The sequence below is a fragment of the Leucobacter sp. VD1 genome, from assembly GCF_037150695.1.
GTDB lineage: Bacteria > Actinomycetota > Actinomycetes > Actinomycetales > Microbacteriaceae > Leucobacter.
Genome location: NZ_JBBCPO010000001.1, coordinates 1,153,136 through 1,166,456 on the forward strand (window position 1 = coordinate 1,153,136; position 13,321 = coordinate 1,166,456).

At 65.8% G+C, this 13,321-nt stretch carries 12 protein-coding genes and 1 rRNA gene; 2 read left to right on the top strand and 11 right to left on the bottom strand.

Going from position 1 to position 13,321, the window contains the following annotated elements; all coding sequences use genetic code 11:
• Nucleotides 1–165 precede the first annotated feature (165 nt).
• The gene (locus WFL22_RS05370) at nt 166–996 is read left to right on the top strand and encodes a ParA family protein (RefSeq protein WP_336661054.1); all 831 of its coding nucleotides are present in this window, start codon (nt 166–168) and stop codon (nt 994–996) included.
• 71 nt (nt 997–1,067) lie between these two features.
• Here WFL22_RS05370 and WFL22_RS05375 read toward each other — a convergent pair whose 3' ends face one another.
• From WFL22_RS05375 to WFL22_RS05390, 4 genes are all read right to left on the bottom strand, one after another.
• A complete protein-coding gene (locus WFL22_RS05375; protein ID WP_336650775.1) occupies nt 1,068–1,700 on the bottom strand; it encodes a MerR family transcriptional regulator in 633 nt (210 codons plus the stop codon).
• Nucleotides 1,701–1,856: 156 nt separating this feature from the next.
• Nucleotides 1,857–2,537 (bottom strand): transcriptional regulator FtsR, encoded by a 681-nt coding sequence (gene ftsR, locus WFL22_RS05380; RefSeq protein WP_336650774.1) that lies wholly within the window; start codon nt 2,535–2,537, stop codon nt 1,857–1,859.
• 1 nt (nt 2,538) lies between these two features.
• The gene (locus WFL22_RS05385; RefSeq protein WP_336991772.1) at nt 2,539–3,003 is read right to left on the bottom strand and encodes an FHA domain-containing protein; all 465 of its coding nucleotides are present in this window, start codon (nt 3,001–3,003) and stop codon (nt 2,539–2,541) included.
• Nucleotides 3,004–3,101: 98 nt separating this feature from the next.
• Nucleotides 3,102–4,634 (bottom strand): helix-turn-helix domain-containing protein, encoded by a 1,533-nt coding sequence (locus tag WFL22_RS05390; RefSeq protein WP_336650772.1) that lies wholly within the window; start codon nt 4,632–4,634, stop codon nt 3,102–3,104.
• A gap of 147 nt (nt 4,635–4,781) precedes the next feature.
• On the opposite strand from WFL22_RS05390, the gene aceB reads away from it, so the two are divergent.
• Nucleotides 4,782–6,431 (top strand): malate synthase A, encoded by a 1,650-nt coding sequence (gene aceB, locus WFL22_RS05395; RefSeq protein WP_336991773.1) that lies wholly within the window; start codon nt 4,782–4,784, stop codon nt 6,429–6,431.
• A 63-nt stretch (nt 6,432–6,494) separates the two neighbouring features.
• Here aceB and mnhG read toward each other — a convergent pair whose 3' ends face one another.
• The 7 genes from mnhG to rrf form a co-directional block, all read right to left on the bottom strand.
• Nucleotides 6,495–6,881, bottom strand: a complete 387-nt coding sequence (gene mnhG, locus WFL22_RS05400) for a monovalent cation/H(+) antiporter subunit G (protein WP_336991774.1) — start codon at nt 6,879–6,881, stop codon at nt 6,495–6,497.
• The gene (locus WFL22_RS05405) at nt 6,874–7,188 is read right to left on the bottom strand and encodes a monovalent cation/H+ antiporter complex subunit F (RefSeq protein WP_336650769.1); all 315 of its coding nucleotides are present in this window, start codon (nt 7,186–7,188) and stop codon (nt 6,874–6,876) included. The genes mnhG and WFL22_RS05405 overlap by 8 nt, the downstream gene beginning before the upstream one ends.
• On the bottom strand, nt 7,185–7,751 hold the full coding sequence (locus tag WFL22_RS05410) for a Na+/H+ antiporter subunit E (RefSeq protein ID WP_336650768.1): 567 nt from the start codon (nt 7,749–7,751) through the stop codon (nt 7,185–7,187). The genes WFL22_RS05405 and WFL22_RS05410 overlap by 4 nt, the downstream gene beginning before the upstream one ends.
• Nucleotides 7,748–9,406, bottom strand: coding sequence for a Na+/H+ antiporter subunit D (locus tag WFL22_RS05415; RefSeq protein WP_336991810.1), 1,659 nt, complete (start codon nt 9,404–9,406; stop codon nt 7,748–7,750). The genes WFL22_RS05410 and WFL22_RS05415 overlap by 4 nt, the downstream gene beginning before the upstream one ends.
• Nucleotides 9,406–9,975: a Na(+)/H(+) antiporter subunit C gene (locus tag WFL22_RS05420; protein ID WP_336650767.1), complete on the bottom strand. Its 570-nt coding sequence runs from the start codon at nt 9,973–9,975 to the stop codon at nt 9,406–9,408. Before WFL22_RS05420 ends, WFL22_RS05415 begins: the two co-directional genes overlap by 1 nt.
• Nucleotides 9,975–12,866, bottom strand: coding sequence for a Na+/H+ antiporter subunit A (locus WFL22_RS05425; RefSeq protein ID WP_442918954.1), 2,892 nt, complete (start codon nt 12,864–12,866; stop codon nt 9,975–9,977). The genes WFL22_RS05420 and WFL22_RS05425 overlap by 1 nt, the downstream gene beginning before the upstream one ends.
• Nucleotides 12,867–13,129: 263 nt before the next feature.
• Nucleotides 13,130–13,246, bottom strand: a 5S ribosomal RNA gene (rrf, locus tag WFL22_RS05430).
• Between the last annotated feature and the right edge of the window lie 75 nt (nt 13,247–13,321).

Here is a 13,321-nt window from a genome sequence, read left to right on the forward strand (position 1 = left end):
CCAGGCCGAAAAGTCGTTCGATATCAAGATACACGTTCGCCTCTTTGCCACCCCGCCGAGGGTGCTTTCGAGGGTGAAAATACGGATTCGGGCGATTGTCTCTCGCAATACTCTGGATGATCACAGTGCGGTATCGACTAAACTTGCCACGTGCATGTTTTGAGTGTGAGTTCCCTCAAAGGCGGCGTCGGTAAGACGACCGTGACGCTCGGCCTGGCCTCGGCCGCCTTCTCCCGGGGCCTGCGCACGCTCGTCGTCGACTTCGATCCGCAGTCCGATGTCTCCACCGGTCTCGCGGTCAACCCCGACGGCTATGCGACGGTTGCCGACATTCTCGAGAATCCCAAAGAGAAGACCGTTCGTGCTGCGATCGCAAGCAGCGGCTGGAACGAATATCACGAGGGCGGTTCGATCGACCTGCTGGTCGGCAGCCCTTCGGCGATCAACTTCGATGGCCCGCACCCCTCGACCCGCGACATCTGGAAGCTCGAAGAAGCGCTTGCCGTCGTCGAGTCGGAGTACGATCTCGTGCTCATCGACTGCGCGCCGTCGCTCAACGCTCTCACCCGCACGGCGTGGGCCGCAAGCGACCGGGTGCTCGTAGTTGCGGAGCCGAGCCTGTTCGCCGTCGCCGCAACCGACCGCGCACTGCGTGCGATCGAGGAGATCCGCCGCGGTGTGAGCCCGCGTTTGCAGCCGCTCGGCATTCTCATCAACCGCACGCAGCCGCAGTCGATGGAGCATCAGTTCCGCATCCGCGAGCTGCGCGAGATGTTCGGCCCGCTGGTGCTCAACCCCCAGTTGCCTGAGCGCACCTCGTTGCAGCAGGCGCAGGGTGCAGCGAAGCCTGTGCACATGTGGCCGGGCGAGGCATCGCAGGAGATGGCCGGCAACTTCGACATGGTGCTCGACAGGGTGCTGCGCTCCGCGGGGATGGATGCGGCGCGCGAGGCGAAGTCGCGGCCTGGCCGCACCGCCACTGTCGTGGAAGACTAGCGCGTACGCAAAAAGCCCGGCTTGCGCCGGGCTTTTTGCATATGCGGGGCACCGAGGGCGCCCGGTAAGATTCAGGAGATCTTCTTGCGCACCTGGCGACGTACGGCGAGTTCATCTACGGCGGTATCGGCCTGCTCGCGATGCTCGTCCATGTCGACGAGCGAGGTCTCGACCTCGCGCAGCACCTTGCCGACGGCGATACCGAAAACGCCCTGGCCACGACTGACGAGGTCGATGACCTCGTCGTTCGAGGTGCAGAGGTAGACGCTGGCGCCGTCGCTCATGAGCGTGGTGCGAGAGAGGTCGTGCACGCCGGCTTCGTGGAGCTGCGCGACGGCGGTGCGGATCTGCTGCAGTGAGATACCCGTGTCGAGCAGGCGCTTCACAAGCTTCAGCACGAGGATGTCTCGGAATCCGTAGAGGCGCTGCGAGCCGGAGCCCTGTGCGCTGCGCACGGTGGGTTCGACGAGGCCGGTGCGGGCCCAGTAGTCGAGCTGGCGGTAGGTGATGCCCGCGGCGCGGGCGGCGGTGGCACCCTTGAACCCGCCCTCCTGGTTGGGCTTCGGCAGCCCGTCGTCGAAGAGCAGATCAGGATCGATCGTGAGGGGCTCTGCTCCGCTGATGGGAGTGCTCTCTGCGCTCTCGGGGGCGTCGGCCGGCGACGGAGAAGCCGTCTCGCCAGACGGCTGCTGAGTGTTCTCCATCGTCTTCCTTTCTTCACGGATCGAACGGCGCGGGGCACCGAACTCCCCTAACGGTACCCAGATGCCAGGCACCGTGCAACGACCGTCGATGGTCAATTTCGGAGTATCGACCTCGACTAGAAGTTGAAGGTTGAAATCACGCCGATCTGACGCCGATCAGACACCTCCGAAACGCCGCCGCAACACGCCGGAGCGCACCGTGTCGAGATGGCCGGCCAGCTCGAGCGAATCTTCTGTGCCGAGCGGTGTGCCGCCCTTCACCCCGCGCGTCGAGACCGCTCGCGCGATGAGTTCAGCTTCGCGCTCCGCCGACACTCGCAGCGAACGCAGATGCCGCGGCGTGATACCGCGCTCGGCGAGCTTCAGCAGCGCAGCCACCTGCGCCACCGCGTCATGCGGAAACACCTCTGCGGCAGGGAGCAGACCCGCAGCGATCGCCTCGCCAAGGAAACGAGTGCTCGCACCCGTAGCACGGCGCAGCTCTTCACTGCTGAGCACCCGCTGCGGCGCGAGGATCATCGACGCACTGCGCTGCGAAGCTCCGGGAATAATCGGATCGCGGCCGGCATCGATCTCGTCAAGCACCTCCGCGATCACCTTCAATGGCAGGTAGTGATCGCGCTGCAGTGTGAGGATCAGCCGCAGGCGCTCGATGTGCCGCTGCGAAAACTTGCGGTAGCCCGACTTGGTGCGCTCGGGGGTGATGAGCCCCTGCTCTTCCAGGAAGCGCAGCTTCGAAGGGGTGAGATCCGAGAAGTCATCTTGCAGGCAGGCAAGCACCTGCCCGATGCTGAGGAGGCTTCCTGCCTGCGATGGGGCTGCCGCGGCGGCCGCCATGTCAGGCAACCTCGCCGAGGTCGAAACGCGAGGCGAAGAAGGTGAAGCGGAACTTGCCCACCTGCACCTCTGCCCCGTCTGCGAGCGGCACTTCGCCGGCGATGCGAGAGCCGTCGCAGAAGGTGCCGTTGAGCGAACCAAGATCGACAACCGAGAAGCTCGTGCCCTTGCGATGGAACTCGGCGTGCCTCCGCGACACAGTGACATCGTCGAGGAAGATGTCGACGGCGGGGTGCCGGCCGGCAACGGTGACATCCTGGTCGAGCAGGAAGCGCGCTCCGAGGTCGGGGCCTCGACGAACGACGAGCAGCGCAGCACCCGAGGGCAGCGCCTCCACGGCCTCGCGCTCATCGATCGTGAGATCGGTCGCACGAGCGTGGATCAGCGCCCCCAGGTCTTCGCGGAACTGCTGGGTGGAGCGCGCCTCGGTGTGATCGGCGCGACGGGCATGATTCTGAGCGGTCATGTCTCCCCCAATTTCATCTCGATACCGCAAGCGGTCGTCCGGCTTGATCCCTCTACGCTATCGCAGCCCCTGGCACCCGCGCATCCCGCCAGCGCCATTCACTCGTGCGAGTCGAGAAACTCATAGACTTCGTTGGTATCCACGCCGGGGAAGGTGCCGACAGGGAGTGCGGCGAGCAGACTCGTCGGCGTTGCGGCCTCTGGCCAGGCCGCGGCTTCCCACTTGCGCGTCAGTTCGCTCGACGCCCGGCGGCAGCAGCGGTCGTCGGGGCAGAATGATTGCGAGCGGTGCGAGGTCTCGCGCCCTCGAAACCACTTCACGTCTTCGAAGCGCACCCCCACGCTCACCGAGTAGAGGCCCTCTTTGGCCTTCTCCACCCGCGAGGTGCACCAGTAGGTGCCGCCCGCAGCCATGTCGGTGTACTGGTACCAGGGATTGAAGCGATCGGGCTGGCCGAAGATGGTGCGGGCGGTCCAGTTTCGACACACTGTTGCACCCTCAAGATTGCCGAGCGCGTCAGAAGGGAAGCGCACCCCGTCGTTCTCGTAGGCCTTGATGAGGGTGCCCGATTCGTGCGCCTTCATGAAGTGCACCTGCAAGCCAAGCCGTTCGGTTGCGAGGTTCGTGAAACGGTGCGCCGCCATTTCGTAGGAGACGCCGAAGGCATCGCGCAGATCCTCCATCGAAATCTGCCGCTGCCGCTTCGCCTCAGCGAGCAGCTCCACCGCTGACGATTCCGGCAGCAACACCGCCCCGGCGAGATAGTTCGCCTCGACCCGCTGGCGCAGAAAGTCGCCGTAGTTACGGGGTTCTTCGTGGCCGCACACCAAGCTCGCAAGTGCGCGCAGGATGGGTGCGCGGGCGTCGCGCGACGGCAGGTTGCTGCTGAGGTAGATGCGGCCGTTGCGGCGATCGATCACCGAGCGCGTCGAGTGCGGCATGTCGGATACGTAGTGCAGGCTGAAGCCCAAGCGCTCAGCCACTGTCGAAATGGCCTGCTGCGACACGGGCCCTCCCCCGTAACCCACGCTGTCAAGCAACTGCGACGCGGCCCGTTCAAGCTCCGGGAAGTAGTTGCCGGCGACGCGCATCTCGGCGCGCAGCTCAGTGTTTGCGCGACGCGCCTCCTCGGGGGTTGCGGCGCGTTCGCGGTTGAGCCGCTCGACTTCTTGGTGCAGGCCGAGAAGCGCGCGCAGTGTTTCGTCGCTCGTCGCTTTCGACACGCGGATCGGCTGCAGCCCGAGCGACTGAAAGACCGAGCCCCGTTGCGCGCGCTCCACCGCGATCTCGAGGGCGGCGCGCTCGCTCGGGGCCTCGTCGACGAGGAGTTCGTCGACGGTTGACCCGAGCTCGGCGGCGATAGCGCGCAGCAGTGGCAGCCGCGGCTCGCGCTTGCCATTCTCGATTGCGGAAAGCTGCGACGGTGCCCGGTCGACGGCGGCCGCGAGCTGTTCGAGGGTGAGCCCCAGCTCGGTGCGGCGCTCACGAATGCGTCGTCCGAGGGTGAGGGCGTCGCCGCCCTCTTCCGCCTCGGACTGGGCGGCCGCACCACGAGCCTCATCGCTGCGGAGCAGGCGGGAGCTGCGGAGCGCATCTGTGCGGTGCGGATCAGCACGGTCGAGAAGGGTCATGCCTCCATGCTGCCAGACAAGCATTTTTCCGACAAGCAGAAGAATCGCAAATCTTCACCTCTCTAATGGGCAGATCGACCCGCGATCCGCCCCTCAGGATGGAACTACACCGCAATCCGCTTCACGGACACCACGAAGGATACGATCATGATCACCACCCAGGCGGCCCCGCAGCAGCAGACCGCCACCTCCACCGCCGGCCCGCGCATCGAGGTCACCGGCCGCCCCTTCGACCGCAGCGACGAGATCCTCACCGCCGAGGCTCTGCAGTTCCTCACCGAACTGCACCACCGTTTCGCGAGCACCCGTCACGAGCGTCTCGCAGATCGGCAGCGCCGCCGCTACGAGATCGGCAACGGCCGCGATCCGAAGTTCCGCGACGACACCCGCGCGATCCGCGAAGATACGAGCTGGCGCGTCGCAGGCCCCGGCCCCGGCCTGGAGGACCGCCGGGTCGAGATCACCGGCCCCACCGACCCGAAGATGACCATCAACGCGATGAACTCGGGCGCCCGTGTCTGGCTTGCCGACCAGGAGGATGCCACCAGCCCCACCTGGAAGAATGTCATCGGCGGCCAGCTGTCGCTCTTCGACGCGATCCGCGAACAGCTCGAATACACCAGCCCCGAAGGCAAGGAGTATCGCGTCACCGCCGAACGCACCCCCACCATCGTGATGCGCCCCCGCGGCTGGCACCTCGTCGAGAAGCACATGCGCTTCGTCGATGCGCAGGGCCAGTCAGGCGCAGCCTCCGGCAGCCTTGTCGACTTCGGCCTCTACGCATTCCACAATGCGCGCGAGCTCGTCGCACGCGGCCGCGGCCCCTACTTCTACATCGCCAAGCTCGAATCGAGCGAGGAGGCGAAGCTGTGGGACGACATCTTCACCTACACCGAACAGGCGCTTGGCCTCGACCACGGCACGATCCGCGCGACTGTGCTCATCGAGACGCTCCCCGCCGCATTCGAGATGGAAGAGATCCTCTACGTGATGCGCGACCACATCGCAGGCCTCAACGCCGGCCGCTGGGACTACATCTTCTCGATCATCAAGAACTACCGCGGCCGCGGCGCACGCTTCGTGCTCCCCGACCGCAGCGAAGTCACCATGACGGTGCCCTTCATGCGCGCCTACACCGAACTGCTCGTGAAGACCTGCCACAAGCGTGGCGCCCACGCCATCGGGGGTATGAGCGCGTTCATCCCCAACCGCCGCGACCCCGAGGTCACCCGCCGCGCCGAGGAGAAGGTGCGCGCCGACAAGCAGCGCGAAGCCACTGACGGCTTCGACGGCACCTGGGTGGCCCACCCCGACCTCATCCCCGTGGCCCGGGCCGAGTTCGATGCCGTGCTCGGCGACCGTCCCAACCAGGTCGACCGCCAGCGCGACGACGTCGAGGTAACCGCTGCGCAGCTGCTCGACGTGCACATCGGTCGCGACATCACCGAAGCCGGTGTGCGCGAGAACGTCTCGATCGGCATCCGCTACATCGAGGCCTGGCTGCGCGGCCTCGGCGCTGTCGCAATCGACAACCTCATGGAGGATGCCGCCACCGCCGAGATCAGCCGCTCGCAGATCTGGCAGTGGATCCACCAGGATCAGTCCACCGCCGAGGGCACCCGCATCACTCGCGATTGGGTTACCGAGCTGGTGCGAGAGGCCGTCGCCGGTTTCACCCGCTTCGAGGGCGACCGCTACGACGACGCAGCCGAGCTGTTCGAAGACGTCGCACTCGGGGATGACTTCCCCACCTTCCTCACGGTGCCGGCATACAGCCGCTACCTCGTGGACGCATAATTCGGAAGGCGGTGCAGGGGACCCCGGGCTACGGCCCGGGGTCCCCTGGTGTATGCGGGGCCACTATCGGCCGGAATCTTCTTCCCGCTGCGCAGCCTGCTCGATCGCCGGGCCGAGCTCGTCGATGACGAGAGTGTCGTCGTCGAGTTGGCCGGTGCGGTAGGCGGCACGGCCCACCATGTGCGCTGCAATCGGCGCGGTGAGCGACTGGAACACGAACACGGGGATCAGCGCCAACAGCGTCGCGAAGGAGCGCTGATCGAGCGCAATGGCCGCAATGACGAGCAGCAGGCCGAAGATCTGCGGCTTCGTCGCCGCGTGCAGTCGGCTGAGCGCGTCCGGGAAGCGCAGCAGGCCAATGCCTGCGGCAACCGACAGCACCGCGGCGAGCAGCACGCACACCACCGCGGCGAAATCCATGAGCTGCTCGACGAGTTCGAGGCTAAACATGGCCGGCCCCCTTCCGCGGCTCTGGCGGCCGTGGCGACTCGGCCCGGCGCTTCACGTAGCGCGCCACCACGATGGTCGCGAACGTTGCGGTTGCGGCGATGACCGTCATGAGTGGGATCGTGTCAGTGTGCCCGCGCACCACCATGTCGGCGCCGACGGCAAGCATGAGCGTGGTCAGCAGTACATCGGAGGCGACCATGCGGTCGAGGATCGTGGGACCGCGCACAATACGCACGATTGCGGCAAGCGCGGTAAAGGTGAGCCCGGCCCCCGCGAGGAAGGTGAGGAGCTGCATCGCGGCACTCATCGCAACTCCCTCATCTCTTCCCGCGACCCGAGGGTCATCACGAGCAGGCGCTCGATACGGCGGGCTTCGCGGCGCATCGCGGTGATCTCCTTCTGCGTCGGCGTGTTCAGCACATGGAGATAGAGGATCGACTCGAAGCGATCCACCTCAGCGACGAGCGAGCCCGGAATGAGCGAGGTCGTGAGCCCCACCATCGTGAGAATGAAATCGGATCGAGTGCGCAGTCGCACCGCGATGACCGAGCACGGCGGTGGCGGCCCTGGCCGCACCGCGAGCCACGCCACCTGCCACGATGCGAGCGCAAGGTGCCAGAGGAAGTAGCCCAGGTAACGCAGTGCGTACCAGGCATTGAAGCGCCCCGCGAGCTCGACGGGCGGCAGATAGAACACGCGCATCACCACGATGGCGACCACAATCCCGCTCACCACCGACAGCAATGAGATCTCGTGCCACAGCATCGTCCACAGGAGCACGAGCCCCACCAGCAGGGGCAGTTCGTGCAGGCGCACACCCCACTCAGCGCGCCGTGCCGCGCGCGGGGCCGAGAATCCGGTGTCGCTCATCGCGTGTCCTCCCCAGGCCGGGTGTCTCCGCTGCCGCCGCCGAGACTGCCCGGGGTGTCGCCGAGCACGAGCTGCACCATCTCGCCCGGGGCCGCCATGTCTTGCCCGGCCCTCGCGGCGTAGGCATAGAGCGGGCCAGCGAAAATGGTGAGCGCGATGCTCACAGCCACCATGCCGGCGGTTGCCGCGAACATGAGACGCGGGATCTCTTTCTTCTCCTGATTCGGAGTCGCCCCGGGCGCATCCTGCAAGCGCTCCAGCAGCGCCTCCTCACGCTCGCGCAGTATGAGCGTTTCGGTGGTCGGAGATTTGAGGCTTCGTGCCTCGGCCTCGGCGCGTTTCTTCGGTCGCCAAAAGGCGAGCACCCATGCCCGCGCCAGCGCATACAGCGTGAGCAGCGACACGAGCGCACCGATGCCGATCAACCAGTACGCCTCCGGTGTGGCGATTTCTGCTGCGACCGTGAAGAGACCGAGCTTGCCGATGAAGCCGGAGAACGGCGGAATGCCGCCGAGGTTCAGCATCGGAATGAAGAACAGCACGGCGATCACGGGGGCTGCGCGTAGCAGTCCACCAAGACCTGCGAGGGAGGTCGTGCCGCCCTGGCGTTCGATCAGTCCCACTGCGAGGAACAGTGTGGTCTGCACGATGATGTGGTGGGCGATGTAGTAGATCGTCGCCGCGAAGCCCGCGGCGTTCGCCATGCCGATGCCGAAGATCATGTAGCCGATGTGGCTGATGAGCGTGAATGACAGCAAGCGTTTGATGTCGAGCTGCGATACGGCGCCGAGAATTCCCACGATCAGCGTGAGGCCGGCGACCACCATGAGCAGCGTGTCAACGCTCGACTGCGGAAAGAGCAGCGTCTGGCTGCGGATGATTGCGTAGACGCCCACCTTCGTCAGCAGGCCTGCGAACACTGCAGTGACCGGCGCCGGTGCCGTGGGGTAGGAGTCGGGAAGCCAGAAGGAGAGCGGGAACACGGCGGCCTTGATCCCGAATGCGATGAGCAGCGCCAGGTTGAGCAGCAGCTGCACTTCGCTCGGCAGTTCGGCGATACGCACCGTCAGCTGCGCCATGTTCACGCTGCCGGTTGCGCCGTAGATCAGACCGATGGTGGCGAGAAACAGAACTGAGGAAACGAGCGACACGATGACGTAGGTGACGCCTGCCCGAATGCGCTGCGCGGTGCCGCCGAGGGTGATGAGCACGTAGCTCGAGACGAGCAGAATTTCAAAGCCGACGTAGAGGTTGAAGAGGTCGCCCGCGATGAAGGCGTTGAACACGCCCGCCCCCAGCACGAGGTACGTGGGGTAGTAAATCGAGACCGGGGTGTCTTCGTCGCCGTCGGCGAGGCCCTGGCCGATGGAGAACACGAACACCCCGAGCAGCACCACGGAGGAGACAACAAGCATGAGCGCCGAGACACGGTCGACCACGAGCGCGATGCCGAAGGGCGCGGCCCAGCCGCCCACCTCCATCACCAGGGTGCCGTGCGCATCGACGAGCCACATTAGCGTGCCGCTCAGCGCGAGCACGGCCGTCAGCGAGAACAGGGTGATGCCCTGCTGCAGCTTGCGGTGGCCGGGCACCGCAAGCGCGAAGGCTGCGCTCGCCAGCGGCACGAGCACCACGAGGGGTACGAGCACTGTCATCATTGCGTCTCCCCCTCTCGTGCGGCAGCGCTGCTGCGTGACTTCGTGTCGTGATGCGGGGCGGCGTCTGCTGCGTCGCGGGCGGCGGGCGGCGCATCATGCGCAGCAGGGTGCGGATCCGGGTCCTGCTGCGGCGATTCGTCGTCGTCATCGTCTGAAAACTCCGGGGCCTCGGCGAGATCTTCGTCGGTGACCTCGTCGGTGGTGAGCGCCTCGGTGGTCGCGAGTTCGAGGTCGGCCTCGTCGTCTTGCACTCTGTCGTCCATGTCCTGGGCGAGGCGCCAGGAGCGGTAGATCAGGGCAAGTAGGAAGGCGCTCACCCCGAAGGTGATCACGATCGCGGTGAGAATGAACGCCTGCGGCAGCGGATCGCTCATTCCCTCGGCCGGCCCGCCGCCGATGGGAGCAGCCCCGAAGGATCCAGACATCAAGAAAATGAGGAGATTGGTCGCGTTTCCCACGAGCAGGAAGCCGAGCAGCAGCCTGGTGAGGGTGCGGTCGAGCATCAAGTAGACGCCGCAGGCGTAGAGCACCACCATCACGGCGACGAGCACGAGTGGCATGGTCATCAGCGGCTCACCTCCTCTTCGAAGGCGGCGGTCTCTGCTTCTTCGTGCTCGTCGATCTCGGCGCCGAGGCTGCGCAGCACGTCGAGGATCAGGCCGAACACTACGAGGTAGACGCCGATGTCGAAAAGTGTCGATGTCACCAGCGGCAGCACGCCGAAGGGTCCAAGGTCGACGTCGATCCACGCGGAGGCGAGCGCTGACTGGCCGAAGAACATCGGCAGGATCGCCATGGACACGGCGAGAGCGAGACCGGTGCCGAGAATCCGGCCGGCGTCGAGCGGCACGGTCGCACCGAGTTCGTAGCGGCCGCCGGCGAGGTAACGGGCGACGAGTGCGAGGCCTGCCACGAGCCCGCCTGCGAAACCGCCACCGGGGGTGTTGTGCCCGGTGAGCAGCAGGTAGATCGACAGGATGATGAGTCCGTGGAAAAGAAGTCGCACCACCACCTCGAGCAGAATCGAACGGTGAGCTGGGTCGAGATGACGGCCCGCAAGCAGCCAGGACACCCGCTGCGCCGGGTGATCCGGATCCGCGACGTGCATGAGGTGAGCGCGCACCTCGGAGCGCGCTGCACGACGGGTCAGCTTGGGCCTGAGATCTGCGCGGGTGCGCAGGAACACAAGCGACGCGACACCGGTTGCGGCGGCGAGGATCACAGAGAGCTCCCCCATGGTGTCCCAGCCGCGAATGTCGACGAGCATCACGTTCACCGCGTTGTAGCCGTGGCCGCCCGCGGCAGCGAGCTCGGGGATCTGCAGCGAGATGGGGTCGTCGATTCGGGAGCCGAGCGCCACCACGGCGACCGCGCCGAGCACGAGACCGACGGAAACACCGATGGCGACGCGCGCCCAGCGCACGCGACGGCTGGCCGCCGCGCCCATGCGCTGCGGGAGGCGTCGGATCACCAGCACGAAGGCGATGAGAGTGACGGTTTCGACGAGTGCCTGGGTGAGGGCGAGGTCGGGGGCGCCGTGCATGGCGAAGATTGCGGCCATGCCGTAGCCGGTGACGCCCACCAGCACCACCGATTGGAAGCGGGTACGGGCCCGCAGCGAGAAGATCGCGGCCACGCTCATGATGACGGCGATGGGCAGCTGCACTGGCGAACTCATCAGTTCGATTTCAGCCGGCCACTCCCCTGTGACGAGCAGCGTGCCGCCCAGGGCACCGACGAGAACGACGAGAATCACTGCGAGGTAGAACGGCAGCGATCCGCGCTGGGTGAGCGAGGTGAGGCGCAGCGCAAGTGTGTCGAGCCAGTGCGTCATGACCCAGTACGCGTGCGATGCGGAGAACCGCTCGGGTAGCGCCGGGATCACCGCACGAGTGCGCGAGAGCAGCGCCGCGAGCACCCCGCCGAGCAGCAGCACCGCAGCCGAGACTGCGAGCGGAGTGGTGAAGCCGTGCCACAGCGCCAGGTGCTCAGGTGCGTCAGCTGCGGTGTGCGGCACCATCGCCAGCAGCAGCGGATCAATGAGGGGCGCAAGCAGCCCGCCCGCGAGGGACAGCAGTGCGAAGATCGCGGGGGCGATGAAGAGTTCACCGGCCGGGCGGTGCACGATGGTGCATTCACGGGTACCGGCTTTGTCTGCGAAGGCTCCCCACAGGAAGCGCCCCATGTAGGCCACCGTGAGTACGCTGCCAACGGCGGCGACTCCGAATGCGAACATCGCCAGCGGCTCTGCGGCACCGATGCTCAGCAGTTCTGCGAACGCCGACTCTTTCGCCACGAATCCGATAAATGGTGGCACGCCCGCCATCGAGGCGGCGGCGACAACGGTGATGGCCGTGAGGATCGGCAGGCGACGGCCCAGCCCGCAGAGCTTTCGCAGATCGCGCGTGCCCGTAGAGTGGTCGATGATGCCCACGGCGAGGAAGAGCGGCGCCTTGGCGACGGCGTGAGCGAAGAGCAGTGCGAAGCCTGCGTAAGAGGTGCGCGGATCACCGATGCCGAACACCATCACGAGCAGCCCGAGCTGGCTGACGGTGCCGTGGGCGACAATGAGCTTGATGTCGAACTGCTTGAGCGCGCGAATACCGCCGTTGAGCATCGTGATCGCGCCGAGAATCACGAGGGTTTCGCGATAGCCAGGCACATCGCTGAACCCCGGGCCGATCCTGGCGATCAGGTAGATACCTGCTTTCACCATCGCGGCGGCGTGCAGGTACGCGCTGACGGGGGTGGGTGCAGCCATGGCACCGGGGAGCCAGAAGTGGAATGGGAAGATCGCTGACTTCGAAAGTGCGCCAGCAAGCAGCAGGTACACCGCGGTTGTGGCCACGGGCCCCTGTGGCGGATCGGCCACGATCTCGGAGAGCAGCGACGTGCCCGCCTGCTGGGCGAGCAGCACAAAGCCGACAAGCATGGCGAGCCCGCCAAGAGTGGTCACCATGAGGGCCTGCAGGGCCGCGGAGTTCGCGGTACGCAGGCGGGTCACATGGCCGATCAGCAGGAAGGAGAACACTGTGGTGCCCTCCCAGAAGATGAAAAGGAGGTAGATGTCGTCGGCGAGCACGAGGCCGAGCATCGAGGTGGCGAAGCCCATGAAGACCGCGGCGAAGCGCGCGAGCCCTTGCTCGCCGTCTTCGAAGTAGCTTGCACAATAGAGCAGCACGAGCGCGCCGGCACCGGTGACGAGCAGCGCGAAGAGGGCGGATACCGCGTCAAGCCGCAGTGTCACGCTCAAATCGAGCTGCGGCACCCACCCGATCGTCTCGACGATTGCACCGCCTGCGAAGACGGGCTGTGCGATCAGCAGCAGCGCCAGGAAGACGCCGGCGACCAGTAAGGAAAGGCCCACGAAGATGCGTCGCCCGAAACGACGAACGAGGGGGTGTGTGACGAGGGCGCTGAGAGCGAGGAGGAGCAGTATGCTCGACATCGCTCCCATAGGCGGCCCGCTTCCATCGTGTTCGGTCGTCTTGTATACCTATTCTACCGGACGCGAACGCCCGGAACTGGGTGGAAGCAGTGCCGGGCACCTCCCTCGCATACGGCTGCCAGGCGACCTACACCGGGTGCACAAACAAGAAAAGCCCTGATGAACTCGCCGTTTCCGGCAAGTTCATCAGGGCTCTCCTGTCTTTAAATGGGTAGAGGGTCGCACGGTGAGCACCTTCTGTGGTGTTCACGGTACGACCCTCTGTAAAAGGTGTCCGGCGGTGTCCTACTCTCCCACGAGGTCCCCCTCGCAGTACCATCGGCGCTGTCAGTCTTAGCTTCCGGGTTCGGAATGTGACCGGGCGTTTCCCTGACGCTATGGCCGCCGTAACTCTATCAACATGTTGACACAAACCATCCCCGTGGGGGTGTGGGTTGTGGGCCGTCTGTTGGGAACCACAAAGT

Bases quoted from the DNA above. Each gene is read 5' to 3' on its own strand.
- WFL22_RS05375 (WP_336650775.1), bottom strand. From the start codon at position 1,700: ATGGAGAACACTCAGCAGCCGTCTGGCGAGACGGCTTCTCCGTCGCCG.
- WFL22_RS05410 (WP_336650768.1), bottom strand. From the start codon at position 7,751: ATGAGCGACACCGGATTCTCGGCCCCGCGCGCGGCACGGCGCGCTGAG.
- WFL22_RS05385 (WP_336991772.1), bottom strand. From the start codon at position 3,003: ATGACCGCTCAGAATCATGCCCGTCGCGCCGATCACACCGAGGCGCGC.
- ftsR (WP_336650774.1), bottom strand. From the start codon at position 2,537: ATGGCGGCCGCCGCGGCAGCCCCATCGCAGGCAGGAAGCCTCCTCAGC.
- WFL22_RS05390 (WP_336650772.1), bottom strand. From the start codon at position 4,634: ATGACCCTTCTCGACCGTGCTGATCCGCACCGCACAGATGCGCTCCGC.
- aceB (WP_336991773.1), top strand. From the start codon at position 4,782: ATGATCACCACCCAGGCGGCCCCGCAGCAGCAGACCGCCACCTCCACC.
- WFL22_RS05405 (WP_336650769.1), bottom strand. From the start codon at position 7,188: ATGAGTGCCGCGATGCAGCTCCTCACCTTCCTCGCGGGGGCCGGGCTC.
- WFL22_RS05415 (WP_336991810.1), bottom strand. From the start codon at position 9,406: ATGACAGTGCTCGTACCCCTCGTGGTGCTCGTGCCGCTGGCGAGCGCA.
- WFL22_RS05420 (WP_336650767.1), bottom strand. From the start codon at position 9,975: ATGACCATGCCACTCGTGCTCGTCGCCGTGATGGTGGTGCTCTACGCC.
- WFL22_RS05425 (WP_442918954.1), bottom strand. From the start codon at position 12,866: ATGGGAGCGATGTCGAGCATACTGCTCCTCCTCGCTCTCAGCGCCCTC.
- mnhG (WP_336991774.1), bottom strand. From the start codon at position 6,881: ATGTTTAGCCTCGAACTCGTCGAGCAGCTCATGGATTTCGCCGCGGTG.